This window comes from Streptomyces sp. NPDC052016, from assembly GCF_044548445.1.
In the GTDB taxonomy this organism is placed as follows: Bacteria; Actinomycetota; Actinomycetes; order Streptomycetales; family Streptomycetaceae; genus Streptomyces.
On the sequence record NZ_JBIUBX010000003.1, the window covers coordinates 171,921 to 193,509 of the forward strand.

Here is a 21,589-nt window from a genome sequence, read left to right on the forward strand (position 1 = left end):
GCGCATCGGGCCTGTCCGGCACCGCTGGGCTGCGGCGGTCAGGCCGCCGGGCTGTGGTGCGTCCCGCCCGTCCTGCCCGCTGGGCTGAGGGGCGGTGGTGCCGCGTGGCCGTGGCGCATCGGGCCTGTCCGGCACCGCTGGGCTGCGGCGGTCAGGCCGCCGGGCTGTGGTGCGTCCCGCCCGTCCTGCCCGCTGGGCTGAGGGGCGGTCGTGCCGCCTCGCCGTGGCGTACCGGCCCGTCCCGCCGTTCTGGCTGCGGCAGTCACGCCACTGGGCCGTGGCGCACCCCGCTCGCCCTGCCCGCCGGCCGGCGGGCAGTCACGCCGTCCGGCCCGTCAGTCTGCGGACGGTCGTGCCGCCAGGGCGACGGGGGTCCCCCTCGAGCCAACCTGGAAACGGGGGAGTACCGGCCCAGGCGTCATCCCATCGGCGCAGGGCCGCACGACCCACCCCCGGCACCGACCCCGGCCCGCCCGCCAGCAGTCCTGCGCAACCCCTGCCCTGCATTTTCAGCACACCTGCACACGCGGGCTCGGCCTGCAGCGGATCTACGCACCCCCCGCCCCGCCTCCAGCGGATCTACGCACCCGCCGCCCCGCCTCCAGCGCACCTGCACACACCCCGCCAGCCCTGCAGGGACCTGCGCTCCCCTGCCCGGCTGTCAGCGGACCTGCGCTCCCCTGCCCGGCTGTCAGCGGACCTGCGCTCCCCTGCCCGGCTGTCAGCGGACCTGCGCTCCCCTGCCCGGCCGTCAGCGGACCTGCGCCCCCCCTGCCCGGCCGTCAGCGGACCTGCACACCCCGGCCCGGCCCTCAGCAGAAGACCCGCCCACCCGCCGGCCCGCCTCTCAGCGGACCCGCACTGCCCTCCGCCCCGCCGCGCGGCGAACACCTCACCCCCGCAGCACCACCGCCTGCCCCGCCACCACCAGCACGACCTGCTCGCACTCCGCCGCGATCGCCGCGTTGAGCCGCCCCAGCTCGTCCCGGTACCGCCGCCCCGACGCGGTCGCCGGGACGATGCCCGAACCGACCTCGTTGGAGACGAGGACGACCGTCCGCCGGGTCGCGCGCACGGCGGCCGCCAGCTCGGTGACCCGGGCGCGCAGCGCACGCTCGCCCCCGCTCGCCCACACCGCGTCGTCCCACGCCCCGACGGAGTCCATCGCGTCGGTCAGCCACAGGGAGAGGCAGTCGATCAGCAGCGGGGCCCCGTCCGCCCCCAGCAGCGGCACCAGATCGCACGTCTCCGCCGTCCGCCACGAGCCGGGCCGCCGCTCCCGGTGCGCGGACACCCGCGCCGCCCACTCGGTGTCACCGCCCCGCGTGCCGCCCGTCGCGACGTACAGCACCTCGGGGAAGGACTCCAGCCGTCGCTCCGCCTCCACCGACTTTCCCGACCTGGCTCCGCCCAGCACCAGCGTCCGCCGCGGCACGTCCGGCACGTCCTCGTACGCCCCCACCGCCAGCGTCGCCCCGTCCGGCACCGCCCGTGCCCCGGCCGCCGCGAGCCGACGCCGCAACTCCGGCCCCACCGGCACGTCGTGGTCCAGGTGAACGGCGATGACGTCCGTCGTCGGTCCCACCGCCCCGACCGCCCGCAGCTTGGCCAGGGCGTCCGGCCGCCCCACGACGTCCGCGAGGACCATGGCGTACCGCTCGTCCGGCACCGTCCCGTCCTCCAGACCGGCCGGCGCGCCCCCCGGCGGCAGGTACAGCAGCCGCTGCCCGGCAGGCCCGGTCACCTCGTACCCCGTGCCCGGCGCGTCCATCGGCACCGCCCGCACCCGATGCCCCGTCAGCAGGGTCAACTCCCGCCCGTCCGGCACCCGCCCGGGCTGCGGCACCCCGGCCGGCACCTCGACGGGCGGCCCGTCGTGCGGGTGCGACAGCAGCACCTGCCGCACCCCGCTCAGCGAATGCCCGGTCCGGGCGGCGGCGAACGCCGCACCCGGGGTCAGATCGAGCAGCAGCGCCCCGTCCACGAGCAGGGCGGTCGCCGCCCGCGCGTCCGCGCCGAGCGAGGTCGCACAGACCGCACAGGGACAGTCGGGGCGGGGCAGCCCCGCGGGAGCACCGGTACCGAGCAGAGTCACTTCCACGAACCGATTTTCGCCGGTTGCCCCACCGCACGCGCGCCCGGTACCCCCGATCACCGACCGCCGCCGTCTCCTGACGGCGCACCCCGTGGAGCGCATAGGCTCTGGACTGGAGCCGGACCGTGATCCGGCTTCTGCTCTGCAGGTGCCGACACGTTGGAGGCGTACATGGCGGCATGGACGTGGCGTTTCGAGAAGGCCGACGGGACGGAGGTCGAGCCCGCGGTGCAGCCCGAGGAGTTCACCACGCAGGGGGACGCCGAGTCCTGGATCGGGGAGCACTGGAAGGACCTGCTCGAAGGCGGCGCGGACCAGGTGCGGCTGTTCGAGGACTCCACCGAGATCTACGGTCCGATGAACCTGCACGCCGACGCGTCGTGACCGGACGGGCCCCGGGGCGGCCGGCCACGTCCGCCCCGGGGCCCGTCCGCCCACGGAGCGCCGACCGCCCACATGGCGTCAAACCCCTACTGCTCGCCCAGCGTCACGTCCACCGTCCGCTGCCCGCCGTCGCGCAGGTACGTCACCGTCGTCCGCTGCCCGGGCCGGTTCTCGGCCAGCGCCTCCGCCAGCGAGGTGATCGTGGTGATGTCGGTGTCGCCCAGCCGGACGATGACGTCCCCGGCCTGGATACCGGCCTTGTCGGCCGCTCCTCCGCCCGTCACCTCCACGACCGCGACCCCGGCCGGCTGGAAGTCCGCGTCGACGTACGTCCGTCCGGTGATGCCGAGCGCCGCCCGGCCGGAGTCGGTGACCCGGCCGTCCCGGACGATCTGGTCGGCGATCGTCCGCACCGTCGACGCCGGGATCGCGAACCCGATGCCCGGCGCCGCGCTGTCCCCGAGACCGGGGTCGGTCGCGGCGAGCGTCGGGATGCCGACGACCCGCCCGTCGAGTCCGACCAGCGCGCCCCCGCTGTTGCCGGGGTTGATGGCGGCTGACGTCTGCACCATGTTGGCGATGGTCGCGCCCGTGCCCCCGTCGGCGTCGCCCGCGCTGACGGTCCGCCCGGTCGCCGAGACGATGCCCTGGGTCACGCTGGACGACAGCCCCAGCGGTGAGCCCATCGCGAGCACGATCTGCCCGACCTCGACCTTCGCCGAGTCCCCGAAGGTCGCCGGCCTCATGCCGTCGGGCACCCGGTCGAGCCTGACGACGGCCAGGTCCTGCTCCGGGTACGAGTAGACGAGGGTCGCCGCGAGGGCCTCCTGACTGTTGGCGGTCGTCACCCGGAAGTTCCGCTCGTCCCCGACGACGTGCGCGTTCGTGACGATGTGCCCCTTGTCGTCGTACACGACACCCGAGCCGAGACCACTGCCCGTCTGGATCTGCACGACCGACGGCAGGACGTCCTTGATGACCCTCTGGTAGGCGTTCTCGAGCTCGTCCGCCTGGGCGACGGCCGCGGGCTGCGCGCTCTGCGCGGGCTGCCGGGTCACCGTCTCCCGCTCCGAGGAACCGGAACCGGAACACCCGGCGACCAGCCCCAGGGAACACACCCCCACGGACACGACCAGCCGAAGGGCACGCGTACGGCAAGCATCCATGCCCCGAGTCTCTCCGGGGGGTGAACGTCCGGCTTGTCCAGCTCACCCGAACGAGCGCACCCCGAACGCTCCCGCACGGAGCCGGGCCGACCCGTACCCCCGCACCGCGGAGCCGGAGCACTCTCAGCCGACGCGCCCCGCCCCGCCCCGATCGGCCGACACACCGCACCCCCGCACACCCGGCCGACACGCCACTTCGTACGCCCAGCGCGGTCCCGGCCCACGCGGCCGACACGGCACTTCGTACGCCCAGCGCGCGGGTCCCGGCTTCGTACGCCCTGCCCACACGGCCGGCACGCCCCTCCCGCACGCCTGACGCGAAAGCAGCCCCGCACGCTCCGCACGCCTAACGCGGAAGCGGCCTCGCCCGCTCAGCGCGCAAGCGGCCCGCGCGCTCAGCCCACGCGCCTCAGCCCCGCACCCCGCACAGATGCAGCAGCGCCGCCACGCCCCGGTACGGATCCGTCCGCCCCGCCCGCTCCTCCGCGGCCAGCAGCGTCTCCACGTCCTCGGGGACATCCGCCCCGTCCGGCGCGTTGTCCGTGAACACCCGCACCCCGTACCAGGCGTGCAGGGGCGCCCCGATACCGGCCAGCGTCGCGGTCAGGGTCTCCAGACGGTCCGCGCGGACGTCGAGGCCCAGCCGGTTGCGATAGGCGACGCTGTCGAAGGCGGCCAGGGTGCCCGCCCAGTCGCCGGCCAGGCCGGGCCGCATGGCCAGCGCGTCCGCGTTGCGGACGAGGAGCGACAGCAGCCCGCCGGGGGCCAGCACGCGCGCGAGGCCGGCCAGCAGGGGGTCCGGCTCCTCGACGTACATGAGCACCCCGTGGCACAGCACGATGTCGAAGCTGCCGGGAAGGAAGTGCACGCCGGTGTCCCGGCCGTCGCCCTCGATGATCCGCATCCGTTCCCGGATGCCCTCCGGCTCGCCGGACAGGGCCTCGCGGGCCGCGGCGATCATCGTCGCGTCCTGCTCCAGACCGGTCACCTGATGACCGAGCCGGGCCAGCCGCAGCGCCTGCGTGCCCTGGCCCATGCCCACGTCGAGCACCCGCAGCCGCTGACCGACCGGAAACCGCCCGGCTATCTGCTCGTCGAGCTGCCGGGCCACCAGCTCCTGCCGTACGACGTCACGCAGCCCACCCAGCTTGTTCAGCCAGGCCTCGGCCGCACCCCCGGAGAAAGAAGCAGTGCTCAGGGCCGCTCTCCGCGCTTGACCTGCGGCTTGGGCAGCCGGAGCCGACGCATCTGGAGGGAACGCATGAGCGCGTAGGCCACCGCGCCGCGCCGGTTCTGGTCGGGGAAGCGCTCGGCGAGCCGCTTCTTCAGGCGGAACCCGGTGACGATCGAGTCCAGCACGATGAGCACGATCACCACGAGCCACAGCAGAAGCGCGATGCTCTGCAGCTCCGCCACCCGGATCATGCTCAGCACGAGGATGACCACGGCCATGGGCAGGAAGAACTCCGCCACGTTGAACCGCGAGTCGACGAAGTCGCGCGCGAACTTGCGGACCGGCCCCTTGTCACGGGCCGGCAGGTACCGCTCGTCCCCTCCGGCCAGCGCCTGGCGCTGGCGCTCGAGCTGGGCGCGGCGCTCGTCGCGCTGGCGCTTGGCGGCCTCCTTGCGCGTCAACGGCGTGTTGGCCACGCTGCGGCGCTGGGACTGGGCCTCACTGCGCTTGGGCGTGGGCCGGCCCTTGGGGGCCTGCGGGTCACGGGGCTGCTTGGAGTCGGTCAACGGCGCCTTGTCGGCGACCGGTGCCTTCTCTTCCTTGGCACGGCTACGGAACACAAAACCCAAGGGTAAGCGCTCCCCCCGCATGGACCCCAGCCCGGCGGGGAACGATCCGGCAACACCGGTCGTCTGAAATGAGGACAGACCCGGGACGAACCGGGGGAGAGGGGACGGCCGGTGATCTCGTGGTCACCCTGAAGGTCACCTACTCCTCACGCCGGATCAGGACCGGGGTCAGTCGTCCTTGGGGAGGAGCCCATCCGTCCCCGAACAGTGCGTCAATGGAGACAGGGCCCGTACTGTGGGTTCTGTCGCAGAGCTGGAGCTGGAGTCCGTCAGAAGGGGGCGCGCGAAGCCCATGAGCGGTGTCATGAAGCGTATGGGGATGATCTTCCGCGCGAAGGCGAACAAGGCCCTTGACCGGGCCGAGGACCCGCGCGAGACCCTCGATTACTCGTACCAGAAGCAGCTGGAGCTCCTCCAGAAGGTCCGCCGCGGCGTCGCGGACGTGGCCACCTCGCGCAAGCGCCTGGAACTCCAGCTCAACCAGCTGCAGTCGCAGTCCTCCAAGCTGGAGGACCAGGGCCGCAAGGCGCTCGCGCTCGGCCGCGAGGACCTGGCCCGCGAGGCGCTCTCCCGCCGCGCCGCGCTCCAGCAGCAGGTCACCGACCTCGAGACGCAGCACGCGACGCTCCAGGGCGAGGAGGAGAAGCTCACCCTCGCGGCCCAGCGCCTCCAGGCCAAGGTCGACGCCTTCCGCACGAAGAAGGAGACCATCAAGGCCACCTACACCGCGGCCCAGGCCCAGACCCGCATCGGCGAGGCCTTCTCCGGCATCTCCGAGGAGATGGGCGACGTCGGCCTGGCCATCCAGCGTGCCGAGGACAAGACCGCCCAGCTCCAGGCCCGCGCCGGCGCCCTCGACGAACTCCTCGCCTCCGGCGCCCTGGACGACCCCACCGGCATGGCCAAGGACGACATCCAGGCCGAGCTGGACCGGCTCTCCGGTGGTACGGATGTAGAGCTGGAACTGCAGCGCATGAAGGCCGAGCTCGCCGGGGGCACCTCCGCCGGGCAGCAGGCCATCGAAGGCGGCACCGAGCCGTCGCAGAACCAGCAGCAGCCACAGGACACCCCGCGCTTCGACAAGCAGTAGCCCGGCGCCGGGGAGCGGAGCCGAGGAGGCGACATGATCGTGCGGATCATGGGGGAGGGCCAGTGGACGCTGGCCGACTCCCACGTCGTCGAGCTGAGCAAGCTGGACGACGAGCTGCTGACGGAGATGGAGGGCGGCGACGTGGAGGGCTTCCGCCGCACCCTCCGCGCCCTTCTCGACGCGGTCCGCCGCCTCGGCGAGCCCCTGCCCGACGACGCCCTGGAATCCTCGGAACTGATCCTCCCGGCCCCGGACGCGAGCCTGGAGGAGGTCCGGGAGATGCTGAGCGACGACGGGCTGATCCCGGGCTGAGGTGGGCCGGGCCCGGAGGCCTGCCCTCCCACCTCGGGTGCCGGCCGGGCACCGGCTGCCGGCCACGCTGCGGCAACCGGCCGGCGGCCACCCGTCGGCGCCGGTCCCGGCGAGGCCCACCCGTCGTGGGTCCTTTCTTCCGCTCGAGCGCGGCCGGGAGTGGGGGAGAACGGGGACGGGGCCCGGTCAGGGCCCGAGCGGGCGACCGGGAGCGGCAGCCCCCGGCGACGCCCGCGCGAAGCGACGGCCACTCGAGAAGGTACGGCACCCTTGACTCCCCTCGCCCGAGCGCGGCGCCACCTGCACGCTCATCCCCTCGCCCTCGACGCCGCCCTGGCCGCCGCCGTCCTGCTGTGCATGCTGGCCGGCTCCTTCGTGGACCCGCACGGCGAGCACCGCGTCAGCTGGAGCATCCGCACCCCGGACCTGCTCAGCCTGCTGCTGATGACCCTCGGCGCCGTCGCCCTCGTCTTCCGCCGCACCGCCTCCATGACGGTCCTCGCCCTCACCGGCACCTTCTCCGTGGTGGAGTCCGTGACCGGCGACCCGCGCGCGCCGGTCGCGATGTCCGCCGTCGTCGCCCTCTACACCGTCGCCTCCACCACCGACCGTCCGACGACCCTGCGCGCCGGCCTGGTCACCATGACGGTCCTCACCGGTGCCGCGATGATCGCGGGCCCCCTGCCCTGGTACGCCCAGGACAACCTCGCGATCCTCGCCTGGACCGGCATCGGGGCCACCGCGGGGGACGCCGTCCGCAGCCGCCGGGCCGTCGTCCAGGCCATCCGGGACCGCGCCGAGCGCGCGGAACGCACCCGTGAGGAGGAGGCCCGCCGCAGGGTCGCCGAGGAACGCCTGCGCATCGCCCGCGACCTGCACGACGTCGTCGCCCACCACATCGCGCTGGTCAACGTGCAGGCCGGAGTCGCCGCCCACGTCATGGACAAGCGCCCCGACCAGGCCAAGGAGGCCCTAGCGCACGTCCGCGAGGCCAGCCGGTCGGCCCTGAACGAACTGCGCGCCACCGTCGGGCTGCTCCGCCAGTCCGGCGACCCCGAGGCCCCGACCGAACCGGCCCCCGGCCTGGACCGCCTCGACGAACTCGCCGGCACCTTCCGCAGCGCCGGCCTCCAGGTCGAGGTCGCCCGCGCCGACCACGGCACGCAGCTCCCCGCCGCCGTCGACCTGGCCGCCTACCGGGTCGTCCAGGAGGCCCTGACCAACGTGCAGAAGCACGCGGGGCCGGACGCGAAGGCCGAGGTCAGCATCGTCCGTGTAGGACCCCGCATCGAGGTCACCGTCCTCGACGACGGCGCGGGGGACCGGGCGGGCCCACGCGACGGCGGCGGCCACGGCCTGCTCGGCATGCGGGAGCGCGTCACCGCGCTGCGAGGCACCCTCACCACGGGTCCCCGCTACGGAGGCGGCTTCCGCGTCCATGCGATCCTGCCGGTCAAGACCCGTACCGCCGCGACGGGAGAACCGGGGGAGCCCGTATGACGATCCGTGTCCTGCTCGCCGACGACCAGGCACTGCTGCGCAGCGCGTTCCGCGTGCTCGTCGACTCCGAGCCCGACATGGAGGTGGTCGGTGAGGCGTCCGACGGCGCGGAGGCGGTCCGGCAGGCCAAGGAGCAGCGGGCGGACGTCGTCCTGATGGACATCCGGATGCCCGGCACCGACGGCCTCGCCGCCACCCGCCTGATCAGCGCCGACCCGGCCCTCGCGCACGTCCGCGTGGTGATCCTGACGACCTTCGAGGTCGACGACTACGTCGTGCAGTCACTGCGCGCGGGCGCCTCCGGCTTCCTCGGCAAGGGCAGCGAGCCGGAGGAGCTCCTCAACGCCATCCGGGTCGCCGCCGGCGGGGAGGCCCTGCTCTCCCCCGCCGCCACCAAGGGCCTGATCGCCCGCTTCCTCGCCCAGGCCGACACCGACGACGACCACGACCCGGCTCGCGCCCAGCGGCTGGACGCGCTCACCGTGCGCGAGCGCGAGGTCCTCGTCCAGGTCGCCGGCGGCCACTCCAACGACGAGATCGCCGAACGCCTGGAGGTCAGTCCGCTGACCGTGAAGACGCACGTCAACCGGGCCATGGCCAAGCTGGGCGCCCGGGACCGGGCCCAGCTCGTGGTGATCGCGTACGAGTCCGGGCTGGTCCGTCCGAGGGTGGACTGAGTTCCACCCGGCCGTACTGCGCCCGGAGTAGGCGCCGTATAAGGAAACCGACCTGGGGCCTACGGAATCGCCCGCGACCATGCCACAGGGTGAAGGGGCCACTTCTGCCCGCTCCCAGAGGAGAGAACCTCCACCCATGTCCTGGCTGTCGAGATTCAGCCTCGCGCAACGGGCCCTGATAGGCCTGATGTCCCTCATCGCGCTCGTCTTCGGCGCGATCGCGATCCCGCAGCTCAAACAGCAGCTGCTGCCCACCATCGAACTGCCGATGGTGTCCGTGCTGGCGCCCTACCAGGGCGCCTCCCCGGACGTCGTCGAGAAGCAGGTCGTCGAACCCATCGAGGACAACCTCGAGGCCGTCGACGGCATCACCGGCGTCACCTCCACGGCGAGCGAGGGCAACGCCGTGATCATGGCGTCCTTCGACTACGGCAACGACACCAAGCAACTCGTCGCCGACGTCCAGCAGGCGGTCAACCGGGCCCGCGTCCAGCTCCCGGACTCGGTGGAGCCGCAGGTCGTCGCCGGTTCCACGGACGACATGCCGACCGTGGTCCTCGCCGTCACCTCCGGCAAGGACCAGCAGGCCCTCGCCGACCAGCTCGACCGGACCGTCGTGCCGGCGCTCAAGGACATCGACGGCGTCGGCCAGGTCACCGTCGACGGTGTGCGCGACCTCCAGGTGTCCGTCACCCCGGACGACGCGAAGCTGGCGCGGGCGGGGCTGACCCCGCAGGCCCTCGCCCAGGCCCTCCAGGCGGGCGGCGCGACCGTCCCGGCGGGCTCCTTCGACGAGGCCGGCGCCAACCGCACCGTCCAGGTCGGCGGCGGGTACACCTCGCTCGAGCAGATCCAGGACCTGATGATCCCGGGCGCGGAGGGCGGCAAGCCGGTCCGTCTCGGGACCGTGGCCACGGTGCAGCAGGAGGAGGCCCCGGCCGACTCCCTCACGCGTACCGACGGGAAGCCCAGCCTCTCCGTCGCCGTCACCATGGACCACGACGGCAGCGCGGTCGCCATCTCGGACGCCGTCGAGGACAAGCTGCCCGGGCTGCGCGAGGACCTCGGCTCCGGCGCGTCGATCACGGTCGTCAGCGACCAGGGCCCGGCGGTGTCGAAGGCCATCGAGGGCCTGACGACGGAGGGCGCGCTCGGTCTGCTCTTCGCCGTCCTGGTCATCCTGGTGTTCCTGGCGTCGGTCCGCTCGACGCTGGTGACAGCGGTCTCGATCCCGCTCTCGGTGGTCCTCGCCCTGATCGTGCTGTGGACGCGCGACCTGTCGCTGAACATGCTGACGCTGGGCGCCCTGACCATCGCGATCGGCCGGGTGGTCGACGACTCGATCGTCGTGCTGGAGAACATCAAGCGCCACCTCGGCTACGGCGAGGAGCGCCGGACCGCGATCCTCACCGCGGTGCGCGAGGTGGCCGGGGCGGTCACCTCCTCCACGCTCACCACGGTCGCCGTGTTCCTGCCGATCGGCCTGGTCGGCGGCATGGTGGGCGCGCTGTTCGGCTCGTTCAGCCTCACGGTGACGGCGGCCCTGCTGGCCTCGCTCCTCGTCTCGCTGACGGTCGTCCCGGTCCTGTCGTACTGGTTCCTGCGCGCCCCCAAGGGCACCCCCGCGGATGCCGAGAAGGCGCGTCGCGCGGCGGAGGAGAAGGAGGCGAAGAGCCGCCTCCAGCGCCTGTACGTTCCCGTCCTGCGGTTCGCCACCCGGCGCCGTCTGACCAGCGTGGCCATCGCGGTCGTCGTGTTGATCGGCACCTTCGGCATGGCGCCGCTGCTGAAGACCAACTTCTTCGACCAGGGCGAGCAGCAGGTTCTGACGGTTCGTCAGGAGCTGGCGCCGGGCACCAGCCTGGCGGCGACGGACGCCCAGGCCAAGAAGGTCGAGCGGCTGCTCGCGGACACCGAGGGCGTGAAGGACTACCAGGTCACCATCGGCTCCTCCGGCTTCATGGCGGCCTTCGGCGGCGGCACGGACACCAACCAGGCGTCCTACCAGGTGATGCTGGAGGACGGGGCGTCGTACGAGGACGTCCAGGACCGTGTCGAGGACGGCCTCGGCAAGCTGAAGGGCATCGGCACCACCACCGTGGCGGCCGGTGACGGCTTCGGCAGCCAGGACCTGAGCGTCGTCGTCAAGGCGGCCGACGCCCAGGTGCTGCGCGAGGCGTCGGAGCAGGTCCGCAAGACCGTGGCCGGCCTGGACGACGTCACGGACGTCACCAGCGACCTGTCCCAGAGCGTGCCGCGCATCTCCGTCAAGGCCAACGGCAGGGCGGCGGCGGCCGGTTTCGACGAGCAGACGCTCGGCGCGGCGGTCGCGCAGGCGGTGCGCGGGACCCCGGCGGCGAAGGCGATCCTGGACGACACCGAGCGCGACGTCGTGATCACGTCGTCGAAGCCGGCCACGACGCTGGCGCAGCTCAAGGCCCTGCCCCTGGGCCCGGTGAAGCTCGGTGACATCGCGACCGTCCGCCTCGTGGACGGCCCGGTCTCGATGACCCGCATCGACGGTCAGCGCGCGGCCACCATCACCGCCCGCCCGACCGGCGACAACACGGGCGCGGTGAGCGCGGACCTCACGTCGAAGCTCGGCGCGCTGAAGCTCCCGGCGGGCGCGACGGCCGAGATCGGCGGTGTCTCGCAGGACCAGGACGACGCGTTCAAGAACCTCGGCCTGGCGATGCTCGCGGCGATCGCGATCGTCTTCATGCTGCTGGTGGCGACCTTCCGTTCGCTCGTGCAGCCGCTGATCCTGCTGGTGTCCATCCCGTTCGCGGCCACGGGCGCGATCGGCCTGCTGGTCGCCACCGGCACCCCGATGGGCGTCCCGGCGATGATCGGCATGCTGATGCTGATCGGCATCGTGGTGACCAACGCGATCGTGCTGATCGACCTCATCAACCAGTACCGCCGCCAGGGCTACGGCGTGGTCGAGGCCGTGGTGGAAGGCGGCCGCCACCGGCTGCGTCCCATCCTGATGACGGCCCTGGCGACCATCTTCGCCCTGCTGCCGATGGCCCTGGGCGTCACCGGCGAGGGCGGCTTCATCGCCCAGCCGCTGGCGGTGGTCGTCATCGGCGGCCTGGTCACCTCCACCCTGCTCACCCTGCTCCTCGTCCCGACCCTCTACGCGATGCTCGAACTGCGCAAGGAGCGCCGGGCGAAGAAGCGGGCGGCGAAGAAACAGGCGGCCGAGCCGGAGAAGGTGGCGGAGCCGGCGGGCGTGTGAACCCCGGCCCGCGGCTGACACGCCGCTGACACCGATGTCCCTTTCCCCGCAGGGCTTTCATATCCTGTGAGCTCCAACTGCTCTGCGGGGGAAGGGGATCGGGGCGGTGCCACTGCACAGGGACGATCCGAGGTCGCTCGGTGGGTACCGGATCGTCGACCGGCTGGGGTCCGGCGGCATGGGGGTCGTCTACCGGGGCAGGGCGAGATCGGGTCGCGAGGTCGCCGTCAAGGTGGTCCACGCCCAGTACGCCGAGGACCCTGTCTTCCGTACCCGTTTCCGCCAGGAGATCGAGGCCGTCCGCAAGGTCAGCGGCGCGTTCACCGCACCCGTCCTCGACGCCGACCCGGACGCCGTGCGGCCCTGGATGGCCACCCAGTACGTGCCCGCGCCGTCGCTGGCCGCCCGGATCCGGGCCGACGGCCCGTTGCGGGGCGCGGAGTTGCGGCGGCTGGCGCTGGGTCTGGTGGAGGCGCTGCGGGACATCCACCGGGCCGGGGTGGTCCACCGCGACCTCAAGCCCGCGAACGTCCTGGTGGCCGAGGACGGCCCGCGCGTCATCGACTTCGGCATATCCCGTGCCGCCGAGAACCAGACGCTGACGGAGACCGGGAAGGCGATCGGCACTCCGCCGTTCATGTCCCCGGAGCAGTTCATCGACGCCCGCTCGGTGGGTCCCGCCTCCGACGTCTTCTCCCTCGCGGCGCTGCTGGTGTTCGCCGTGACGGGACGCGGCCCCTTCGACGCCGACAGCCCCTACCTCACGGCGTACCGGGTGATGAACGAGGAGCCCGCCCTGGAGTCGGTGGCCGAGCCGCTGCGCGGAATCCTGGCCCGCTGCCTGACCAAGGAGATCGCCGACAGACCCGGACTCGACGAGCTGGCGCGGGAGTTCGCGACCGCCCTGCCCGAACCCGCGCCCGGGGACGCGCACACGGTGACACTGCGCCTGCCCCCGCCCGTGTCCGAGGAACCGCGCACCCCGACCGCGCTGGACGCGACGCCGGGCCGTTCCGCCCGCCGGGCCCGCCTGCCCTGGCTGCTGGCCATGGCCGGCGCGGCCGGTGTCCTCGCCGTCGCCCTCACGGTCTACCTCGTCCTCGGCCCGCTGAAGGGCGGCGGGACCACGGGGACGGGGAAGTCGGCGAGCCCTTCGGCGTCTCCGACCTCGCGGTGGGAGGCGGTCCCGGCAGGCTGGCGTCCCTGGCAGACCACGCTGTTCGAGCCGGCCGTCCGCGGCGCGAAACCGATCGGCGAGATCTCCGCCGCGACACCGGACTGCACGTTCGGCGAAGGCGCCCTGTACTGCGGTGGCGACGGCATCCTCCCGATCCGCGTGGACCCGCTGACCGGCGCGACGGTCTGGCGCGCGGCGTCCCTGCCGGCCGGGATGAAGGCCGACGACTACGGCTCCTCGATCCTCGGCGTCCGGGGCGGCACGGTCCTCGTGCACCAGACCCGTACCGACGCCTCGGGGGAGACCGTCGCCTCCCACCTCATAGCCCTGGACGCCACGAACGGCACCCGGCTGTGGTCCCGCGAGACCGACGCCGAGTACGCGGAACCCGCCCTCGTAGGGGAACTGGTCATGGTCTCGGACGGCCGGTCGGTGACCGCCCGCACCGTGCGTGACGGCGCCGGACGCTGGACGACCACCCTGCCCGCCGGGTACTGGTGCGGGTTCCACGACACCGACGGCCGCCCCTACGCGGACTGCACCCACGCCGACACGGGCGCCACGCGCTTCCTCGCCCTCGACCCGGCCGACGGCACCCAGCGGCGCCTGCCGTCCCTGCCGGGGAACGCCGGCTATGCCGGCGCGCTCGACGGCCGGCTGGTCTTCGCGGAGTACGCGGCGGACGACGGCGGGCTCGAGACCGCGTACACGCGTCTCCTGTTCATCGACTCCGACACCGGGGCCCGCGAGACGAGGAAGCTGGCGCAGCCGTTCCGCGGGACGATGTCCGTGGTGGACGGCACGATCTGCTTCACCACCTCCGGCGGCCAGGTGACGGCGGTGTCGCCCACGACGGGCAAGGCGCTGTGGCAGACCCCGACGACCCTGGAGCAGCCGGGTGAGGCCGTGAGCGACGGCCGGGGCCGCACGGTGTACCTGGCCAGTTCCACCGGGCGGGTCGCGGCCATCGACGCCCGCGCGGGCACCCTGCTGTGGGAGTCGTTCCCGCGCGTCGATCACGGGGTGAGCGGCGGCTGGCCCTCGGCCCGGGTGTTCGTCCACCGGGGGGCGCTGGTCGTGGCGACCCCCGGCGGCACGGTCTTCGGCCTGGACCCGGCTCACCCGGAACGGAAACCGGCGTCGGAGTGAGGATTCACCCCGACGCCGGACGGTCCGGGCAGGCCCTACGGCAGCGCCAGCATCCGCTCCAGCGCCAGCTTCGCGAACGCCTCGGTCTCCTTGTCGACCTCGATGCGGTTGACCAGCTTGCCCTCGGCGAGGGACTCCAGGGCCCAGACCAGGTGCGGCAGGTCGATGCGGTTCATGGTCGAGCAGAAGCAGACCGTGCGGTCGAGGAACACGATCTCCTTGCCCTCGGGCGCGAAGCGGTTCGCCAGCCGGCGCACGAGGTTCAGCTCGGTGCCGATGGCCCACTTGGAGCCGGCCGGGGCGGCCTCCAGGGCCTTGATGATGTACTCGGTGGACCCGACGTAGTCCGCCGCGGCCACGACCTCGTGCCTGCACTCCGGGTGGACCAGCACGTTCACCCCGGGGATGCGGGCGCGCACGTCCTCCACGGACTGCAGGTTGAAGCGGCCGTGCACCGAGCAGTGGCCCCGCCAAAGGATCATCTTCGCGTCGCGCAGCTGCTCGGCGGTCAGTCCGCCGTTCGGCTTGTGCGGGTTGTAGACGACGCAGTCCTCGAGGGACATGCCCATGTCGCGGACGGCGGTGTTGCGGCCGAGGTGCTGGTCGGGCAGGAACAGGACCTTCTCGCCCTGCTGGAAGGCCCACTCCAGGGCCCGCTTGGCGTTCGACGAGGTGCAGATGGTGCCGCCGTGCTTGCCGGTGAACGCCTTGATGTCCGCCGAGGAGTTCATGTACGAGACGGGCACGACCTGCTCGACGACGCCGGCCTCGGTCAGCACGTCCCAGCACTCGGCGACCTGCTCGGCCGTCGCCATGTCGGCCATCGAGCAGCCGGCGGCGAGGTCGGGCAGGACGACCTTCTGGTCGTCGGAGGTCAGGATGTCCGCGGACTCCGCCATGAAGTGCACACCGCAGAACACGATGTACTCGGCCTCCGGGCGCGCGGCCGCGTCCCGGGCCAGCTTGAAGGAGTCGCCCGTGACGTCGGCGAACTGGATGACCTCGTCACGCTGGTAGTGGTGACCCAGGACGAAGACCTTGTCGCCGAGCTTCTCCTTGGCGGCGCGGGCCCGCTCCACCAGGTCCGGGTCGGACGGGGAGGGCAGGTCGCCGGGGCACTCGACGCCCCGCTCGCTCTTCGGGTCGGCCTCACGGCCGAGCAGCAACAGGGCGAGCGGAGTCGGCTGTACGTCGAGCTCCGTGGTCTGGGCGGTGGTCACGACACGCACCCTTTCTACTTTTCGTCGAACTGACGCTTATTATCATAACCTGCTTCACGTCACTTTGACGATGGTCATTGCGTCGATGTGACGTGAATCCCGACGCCGCTCCGTCGACTTGCTTCCGCCGCCCCTTGAGCCGCTGTTCGCTTCTGCGGGCATGTGCGAGCATGAAGGAACAGGCGAAAAAGACACGTGCCCGGCCCGGAATGAATCCGCGGCCCCGCCGGTTGCAACCGTCGGCAAGCAGTCTCCGTACAACCCGGGAGAGATGTAGATGTCCGTATCGGACGAGACCACCACCGTCACCGACGGCATCGTCCTGACCGACGCCGCCGCGTCGAAGGTCAAGGCCCTGCTCGACCAGGAAGGCCGTGACGACCTCGCCCTCCGCGTGGCCGTCCAGCCCGGCGGCTGCTCCGGCCTGCGCTACCAGCTCTTCTTCGACGAGCGCTCCCTCGACGGCGACGTGGAGAAGGACTTCGGTGGTGTGAAGGTCGTCACCGACCGCATGAGCGCCCCGTACCTGGGCGGCGCCACGATCGACTTCGTGGACACGATCGAGAAGCAGGGCTTCACGATCGACAACCCGAACGCGACCGGTTCCTGCGCCTGCGGCGACTCCTTCAGCTGAGTCGTCCCGGACGACACGAAGGCGGCGGACCCTCCTGGGGGCCGCCGCCTTCGCGCGCGTACCGCCTTCCTGTGTACCCGTGCCGCTGCACGCGGGTCGCCTCAGCGCGGACGGCCCGCGCAACGGGCCGCTACGGCAGCCGCGCCCCGGGCTTCTCCAGCGGGATCTCCCGCCCGTCGGACCCGACCACCGTCCGGCCGCCGAGCGGCTCGTCCAGCCGCACGGTCTGGTGGTAGACCTGGGCGATCAGGATGCAGACCTTGTCCGGGTCGGACGTCGCCGTCACGGTGACCTTGACCTCGTCCTCGCTCTCCACCGCCGTCGCCTTGTACGCGGAGCACACCCCGCCCGTGAAGCTCACGGTCAGCTCCCTGCCCTCGGCCGTGTAGCCGTCGACCTCCACATCACTGGTCCGCCCGCCGGAGGACGGCTCCGCGGACGGCGTCGACGCCCCGGGCGAGCCCAGGTACTCCGGCTCGACGGCCGGATGCGTCACCGTGTGGACGTCCGCGGTCCCCCGCACCTCGAACAGCCAGGACGGCACCAGCACCTGCCGCCCGCCCGAGGCGTGCGGGGCCAGCCCGAACACGGCGTCCTCGACCGTCAGCGCCGTCTTCTGCGGCACGGCCGTCGACCCGCCGCACGTGCTCCGCGTCCCGTCCTCCAGGGGCACCGGGCCGGCGCAGCCCCCGATGCCCGCCCGATGGTCCGTCCCCGGCGCCGCGTTCATCCGGTCCAGCGTCTCCTGGGCACTCAGCACCGGATACGCGTCCCCCTTCACCGGCGCCTTGAGCTGTCCACTCCCGCCGGCGACCTCGCCCTGGGCGTTGACGGTGACACCCGTCGTCCATCCGTGGGTGGGCAGACCGCCGACCTCGGGCTCGGCGTTCACGATCCGCTGGGCGCCCATGACCTGGCTCGCGTCGATCTTGGCGTCGTCCTGCCCGAGCGCCTTCAGAACCGGCGCCGCCGCCTTCTTCGCGGCCGCCTCGCCGACCGGGTCGCCGGCCGGCGCCGTGGGCTTCTTGGCGCAGACGGTGGCGCTCTCGCAGTCGTCGGTGCCGGGGGCGTACCGGTTGAACGTCCACAGGCCGGGCGCCTCCCTGTTCACCCGCAGCACCGGGCCCGAGCCGTCCTCGCCCGAGCCGACCTTCCAGTCCTGTCCCTCGGCCACCGGCGTGCCGCCGACGCCCAGCGCGGTCGCCAGCCGGGCCACCTCGTCCTTCGTGACCGCGCCCTTCGCCCAGTACACGGGTGCCGAGCCGGGGCCGTCCGGGAGCGTGCCCTCCGCCCGGTAGACGACCCCGTAGGGGTTCGGCTCGCCGGGCGCGATGCCGTTCGTGGCACCCCCGGAGGGGCTGCCGGCGTAGCCGTCGAGCACGAGCACCGGGGGAGTGCCGTCGCCCGGCGAAGCCCCCGAGCCCGATCCGCCGCCCGAATCGCCCGCCGTACTGGCCAGGTAGGCGCCCCCGCCGCCCACCAGCAGCACGGCGGCGGCCACGGAGGCGACGAGGACGGAGGAACGGCGACGGGAGGCGGCGGAAGGCTCGTCATGACCCACGGACTCGTCACCGCGGACCTCGTCACCGGCGGGACCCGCGGCAGGCGTCTCCGCTTCCCGCGCGACGACGGGCTCCTCCCCTTCGGCGGCGGGCTCCCCCGCTGCGGCCTCGGTGGCAGGTGTCCCCGCTCCGGCTTCGGCGGCGGGCTCCTCCACTTCACGCGCGACGACGGGCTCCTCCGCTTCGGCCTTGGCGGCGGGCTCCTCCGCTTCGGTCGCAGGCATCTCCGCCTCGACCGCGGGCTGCTCCGCCTCGGCCGGGACCTCGGGCCTCTCCGCGCCGGTCGTGGCGGCGGGCTCCGCCGGCCCGTCCTCCGTGGCCGTCTCCTCGGCCGCGCCGCCCTGCCCGTCCCCGGTGCCCGCCTCGACCGCGTCCTGCGGAGGCGCCGCCTCCGGACGGGCCTCCTCCGGCGTACCCCGGACCTCAGGCCCGCGCGCGGTGTCGTCGTTGTCGGGTCGCTCGGTGTTCACCGCATCGCTCCTTCGGCTGCCCTGCTGTCGTACCTCGTATCCCCTCGACGGGGGACAGCGATGGGACGCAGCGGGGGAGCGCACGGTTCCCTGCCGGGCGCGCCCCGCCGAAGAAAAGTCGGACGTCCGAGAAAGGCGTCCGGGAGGGAGTCCTCAGTTGCCGTAGTCGGGCATCGCGTCCAGCATCCGTGCCGAGGCCGCCGGGACGGTCACGCCGTGGATCAGGGACGGCGGCACGGGACGGGAGGCGATCTTCTCCGGGGCCGCCCAGTGCGGAACCATCCGGGCGCAGTCACCGGGCAGCGACGCCAGGTCGCCTTCGAGGTCGACCGGAGCGGACGTGTGGACCTTGAGGTTCGTCATAGCGGCACCGTATGCGGGTTCGAGCCCGCGAAGAAAGATTTACTATCGGGTAGTTTCGCCTGCTTCAGCCCTGCCGGTGGACCGGGTAGCGTGAACTGTCAATCCACCCTCCCACAGGAGTGTCCACGCCGTGCGCATCGCAGTCACCGGCTCCATCGCGACCGACCACCTCATGACGTTCCCCGGCCGCTTCGCCGACCAGCTCGTCGCGGACCAGCTCCACACGGTCTCGCTGTCCTTCCTGGTCGACAAGCTGGACGTCCGACGCGGCGGGGTCGGCGCGAACATCGCCTTCGGCATGGGACAGCTCGGCACCCGGCCCGTCCTGGTCGGCGCCGCGGGCGCCGACTTCGACGAGTACCGCGCCTGGCTGGACCGGCATGGTGTGGACACCGAGTCCGTCCGCATCTCCGAGACCCTGCACACCGCCCGCTTCGTGTGCACCACGGACGCCGACCACAACCAGATCGGCTCCTTCTACACGGGCGCGATGAGCGAGGCCCGCCTCATCGAGCTGAAGACCGTCGCCGACCGCGTCGGCGGCCTCGACCTGGTCCTGATCGGCGCCGACGACCCCGAGGCGATGCTCCGCCACACGGAGGAGTGCCGCTCCCGGAACATCGCCTTCGCCGCCGACTTCTCGCAGCAGATCGCCCGGATGGACGGCGAGGAGATTCGCATCCTCCTGGAGGGCGCGACCTACCTCTTCTCCAACGAGTACGAGAAGGGCCTCATCGAGTCCAAGACCGGCTGGAGCGACGAGGAGATCCTCTCCAGGGTCGGCCACCGCGTCACCACCCTCGGCTCGCGCGGCGTCCGCATCGAGCGGGCCGGCGAGACGCCCATCGAGGTCGGCTGCCCCCAGGAGGAGCGCCGGGCCGAGCCGACCGGCGTCGGTGACGCATTCCGCGCCGGCTTCCTCTCCGGCCTGGCCTGGGGCGTCTCCCTCGAGCGCGCCGCCCAGATCGGCTGCATGCTCGCCACCCTGGTCATCGAGACGGTCGGCACCCAGGAGTACCAGCTGCGCCGCGCCCACTTCATGGACCGCTTCGCCGAGGCCTACGGCGACGAGGCCGCCGCCGAGGTCAAGAAGCACCTGGGCTGAGTCAGGCGAGCCGGCGGACCACATAGGCCGAGCCCCGCTCCGCCGGCTCCTCGCCCACGTACTCCTGCCCCCGCATCGCGCACCAGGCGGGGATGTCCAGCCGCGCCGCCTCGTCGTCGGACAGCACCCGGACCCTGCCGCCCACCGGCACGTTCCCGATGACCTTCGCCAGCTCGATGACGGGGATCGGGCAGAGCTTGCCGAGGGAGTCCACGACCAGCTCGTCCTCCCGTACGACAGCCGTGGGCGTGGGCGCCCCCAGCTTCTCCCGCACACCGGCCACCACGCCCGGCAGCACCTCGAGGAACCGCTCCACGTCCTCCCGCGCCGCCCCCGGCGGCAGCGACACCCGCACATTGCCCTCGCTCAGCACCCCCATCGCGCGGAGCACATGGCTGGGCGTCAGCGTGCTGCTGGTGCACGACGACCCGGACGAGACGGAGAAACCCTCCCGGTCCAACTCGTGCAGCAGCGCCTCCCCGTCGACATAGAGACACGAGAAGGTGACGGTCCCGGGCAGCCGGCGCTCCGGATCCCCGACCACCTCCGCGTCCGGCACCAGCTCCGGGACCCGCGCCCGGATCCGCTCCGTCAGTTCCCGCAGCCGTACCGCCTCGGCCGCCGCCTCCGCGCGCACCGCCCGCAGCGAGGCCGCCGCCGCCACGATCGCCGGCAGGTTCTCGAACCCGGCCGCCCGCCCGGACTCCCGCTCGTCCACCGGCCCCCGGGCGGCGAACCGCACCCCCTTGCGCACCACCAGCAGCCCGACCCCCGACGGCCCGCCCCACTTGTGGGCACTGGCCGTCAGCAGCGACCAGTCACCCTCGACCCGCCCCCATCCCAGCGACTGCGCGGCATCGACCAGCAGGGGCACCCCCGCCTCCCGGCACACCTCGGCCACCGCCGCCACCGGCTGCTCGGTCCCCACCTCGTGGTTGGCGGACTGCAGACAGGCGAGCGCGGTGTCCGGGCGCAGGGCGTCTTGGTACGCCTCGACGGTGACCGCTCCCGTGCGCTGCACCGGCACGCGGGTCACCGTTCCGCCGTCCGCCTCGAACACCTCGGCCGAATGGAGTACCGAGGAGTGTTCGACGGCTGACACGATCAGGTGGCGTCCGGAACGCCGGCGTCCCGCCAGCGCCCCCGCTATCCCGGTGTGCACGGCCCGGGTTCCGGACGACGTGAACACCAGCTCGTCCGCCCGGCACCCCACGGCCTCCGCCGCCGCCTCCCGAGCCGCGTCGAGCAGCATCCGTGCCCGGCGCCCCTCCCTGTACAGACGCGAGGGATCCGCCCACCCCTCGTCGAGGGAAGCCAACAGCGCCTGACGGGCGACGGGATGGAGCGGAACGGCGGAAGCAGCGTCGAAGTAACCCACACGGCAACGGTAGAACGTCCGCGGTCGATGACACCCGGCGGGCGCGACCCGCGCCGACCTGCGGCTCCGCCCCGTGGGCGCCGCCCGCCACGACCGTCCGGCAGCCGCCAAACCACCCGAACCCCCGAGCTACTGGGCGCTTTCGGGTGACCCGCAGCGCGTATGCCACCCTCCCCGCGAACCCCCGAAGGGCGTCGGCTAGGGTTTGGTCCGCATAAACATCCAAACCCCTGCCCGACGCAGGGCGGCGACCGACCAGCGAG

Annotated in this window: 17 protein-coding genes; 9 read left to right on the top strand and 8 right to left on the bottom strand. The window is 72.9% G+C overall.

The features are described from left to right. Positions 1-892: 892 nt before the first annotated feature. Complete coding sequence (locus ACIHAR_RS05760) at positions 893-2,101, bottom strand: bifunctional adenosylcobinamide kinase/adenosylcobinamide-phosphate guanylyltransferase (RefSeq protein ID WP_365461043.1); 1,209 nt, start codon at positions 2,099-2,101, stop codon at positions 893-895. 165 nt (positions 2,102-2,266) lie between these two features. Here ACIHAR_RS05760 and ACIHAR_RS05765 point away from each other — a divergent pair, with 165 nt between their 5' ends. Further along, positions 2,267-2,479: a hypothetical protein gene (locus tag ACIHAR_RS05765; RefSeq protein ID WP_365461045.1), complete on the top strand. Its 213-nt coding sequence runs from the start codon at positions 2,267-2,269 to the stop codon at positions 2,477-2,479. Between the two features lie 86 nt (positions 2,480-2,565). On the opposite strand, the gene ACIHAR_RS05770 is transcribed toward ACIHAR_RS05765, so the two are convergent. From ACIHAR_RS05770 to ACIHAR_RS05780, 3 genes are all read right to left on the bottom strand, one after another. Next, complete coding sequence (locus tag ACIHAR_RS05770) at positions 2,566-3,645, bottom strand: S1C family serine protease (RefSeq protein ID WP_400017203.1); 1,080 nt, start codon at positions 3,643-3,645, stop codon at positions 2,566-2,568. A 409-nt stretch (positions 3,646-4,054) separates the two neighbouring features. Next, positions 4,055-4,756 (bottom strand): methyltransferase domain-containing protein, encoded by a 702-nt coding sequence (locus tag ACIHAR_RS05775; protein ID WP_365461049.1) that lies wholly within the window; start codon positions 4,754-4,756, stop codon positions 4,055-4,057. A gap of 83 nt (positions 4,757-4,839) precedes the next feature. Beyond that, complete coding sequence (locus ACIHAR_RS05780; protein WP_365461051.1) at positions 4,840-5,469, bottom strand: DUF3043 domain-containing protein; 630 nt, start codon at positions 5,467-5,469, stop codon at positions 4,840-4,842. A gap of 292 nt (positions 5,470-5,761) precedes the next feature. Here ACIHAR_RS05780 and ACIHAR_RS05785 point away from each other — a divergent pair, with 292 nt between their 5' ends. From ACIHAR_RS05785 to ACIHAR_RS05810, 6 genes are all read left to right on the top strand, one after another. After that, the gene (locus ACIHAR_RS05785) at positions 5,762-6,538 is read left to right on the top strand and encodes a PspA/IM30 family protein (RefSeq protein WP_365461201.1); all 777 of its coding nucleotides are present in this window, start codon (positions 5,762-5,764) and stop codon (positions 6,536-6,538) included. 33 nt (positions 6,539-6,571) lie between these two features. Beyond that, positions 6,572-6,850, top strand: coding sequence for a hypothetical protein (locus ACIHAR_RS05790; protein ID WP_400017208.1), 279 nt, complete (start codon positions 6,572-6,574; stop codon positions 6,848-6,850). Between the two features lie 270 nt (positions 6,851-7,120). Beyond that, the gene (locus ACIHAR_RS05795; protein ID WP_365461055.1) at positions 7,121-8,350 is read left to right on the top strand and encodes a sensor histidine kinase; all 1,230 of its coding nucleotides are present in this window, start codon (positions 7,121-7,123) and stop codon (positions 8,348-8,350) included. After that, entirely contained in the window at positions 8,347-9,027 is a 681-nt protein-coding gene (locus ACIHAR_RS05800) for a response regulator transcription factor (RefSeq protein WP_365461057.1), read from the top strand. The genes ACIHAR_RS05795 and ACIHAR_RS05800 overlap by 4 nt, the downstream gene beginning before the upstream one ends. Before the next feature lie 136 nt (positions 9,028-9,163). Further along, entirely contained in the window at positions 9,164-12,268 is a 3,105-nt protein-coding gene (locus ACIHAR_RS05805) for an efflux RND transporter permease subunit (protein WP_365461059.1), read from the top strand. A gap of 106 nt (positions 12,269-12,374) precedes the next feature. After that, a complete protein-coding gene (locus ACIHAR_RS05810; RefSeq protein ID WP_400017211.1) occupies positions 12,375-14,594 on the top strand; it encodes a PQQ-binding-like beta-propeller repeat protein in 2,220 nt (739 codons plus the stop codon). Between the two features lie 35 nt (positions 14,595-14,629). Here ACIHAR_RS05810 and nadA read toward each other — a convergent pair whose 3' ends face one another. Beyond that, positions 14,630-15,814: a quinolinate synthase NadA gene (nadA, locus tag ACIHAR_RS05815; protein ID WP_388758013.1), complete on the bottom strand. Its 1,185-nt coding sequence runs from the start codon at positions 15,812-15,814 to the stop codon at positions 14,630-14,632. A 277-nt stretch (positions 15,815-16,091) separates the two neighbouring features. Between nadA and ACIHAR_RS05820 the strand changes: the two genes are divergently transcribed. Further along, a complete protein-coding gene (locus ACIHAR_RS05820; protein ID WP_111002424.1) occupies positions 16,092-16,448 on the top strand; it encodes an iron-sulfur cluster assembly accessory protein in 357 nt (118 codons plus the stop codon). Between the two features lie 130 nt (positions 16,449-16,578). Here ACIHAR_RS05820 and ACIHAR_RS05825 read toward each other — a convergent pair whose 3' ends face one another. Together ACIHAR_RS05825 and ACIHAR_RS05830 are read right to left on the bottom strand one after the other, a co-directional pair. Next, positions 16,579-18,480: a hypothetical protein gene (locus ACIHAR_RS05825; protein WP_400017214.1), complete on the bottom strand. Its 1,902-nt coding sequence runs from the start codon at positions 18,478-18,480 to the stop codon at positions 16,579-16,581. Between the two features lie 153 nt (positions 18,481-18,633). Next, the gene (locus ACIHAR_RS05830; RefSeq protein ID WP_365461067.1) at positions 18,634-18,843 is read right to left on the bottom strand and encodes a hypothetical protein; all 210 of its coding nucleotides are present in this window, start codon (positions 18,841-18,843) and stop codon (positions 18,634-18,636) included. A 130-nt stretch (positions 18,844-18,973) separates the two neighbouring features. Here ACIHAR_RS05830 and ACIHAR_RS05835 point away from each other — a divergent pair, with 130 nt between their 5' ends. Then, on the top strand, positions 18,974-19,948 hold the full coding sequence (locus tag ACIHAR_RS05835; RefSeq protein WP_365461069.1) for a carbohydrate kinase family protein: 975 nt from the start codon (positions 18,974-18,976) through the stop codon (positions 19,946-19,948). Position 19,949: 1 nt separating this feature from the next. On the opposite strand, the gene ACIHAR_RS05840 is transcribed toward ACIHAR_RS05835, so the two are convergent. Next, complete coding sequence (locus tag ACIHAR_RS05840; RefSeq protein WP_400017216.1) at positions 19,950-21,326, bottom strand: cysteine desulfurase/sulfurtransferase TusA family protein; 1,377 nt, start codon at positions 21,324-21,326, stop codon at positions 19,950-19,952. Between the last annotated feature and the right edge of the window lie 263 nt (positions 21,327-21,589).

Coding starts and splice junctions, on each gene's coding strand:
- ACIHAR_RS05820 (WP_111002424.1), top strand. CDS start 16,092: ATGTCCGTATCGGACGAGACCACCACCGTCACCGACGGCATCGTCCTG.
- ACIHAR_RS05780 (WP_365461051.1), bottom strand. CDS start 5,469: ATGCGGGGGGAGCGCTTACCCTTGGGTTTTGTGTTCCGTAGCCGTGCC.
- ACIHAR_RS05770 (WP_400017203.1), bottom strand. CDS start 3,645: ATGGATGCTTGCCGTACGCGTGCCCTTCGGCTGGTCGTGTCCGTGGGG.
- ACIHAR_RS05785 (WP_365461201.1), top strand. CDS start 5,762: ATGGGGATGATCTTCCGCGCGAAGGCGAACAAGGCCCTTGACCGGGCC.
- ACIHAR_RS05765 (WP_365461045.1), top strand. CDS start 2,267: ATGGCGGCATGGACGTGGCGTTTCGAGAAGGCCGACGGGACGGAGGTC.
- ACIHAR_RS05805 (WP_365461059.1), top strand. CDS start 9,164: ATGTCCTGGCTGTCGAGATTCAGCCTCGCGCAACGGGCCCTGATAGGC.
- ACIHAR_RS05790 (WP_400017208.1), top strand. CDS start 6,572: ATGATCGTGCGGATCATGGGGGAGGGCCAGTGGACGCTGGCCGACTCC.
- ACIHAR_RS05830 (WP_365461067.1), bottom strand. CDS start 18,843: ATGACGAACCTCAAGGTCCACACGTCCGCTCCGGTCGACCTCGAAGGC.
- ACIHAR_RS05800 (WP_365461057.1), top strand. CDS start 8,347: ATGACGATCCGTGTCCTGCTCGCCGACGACCAGGCACTGCTGCGCAGC.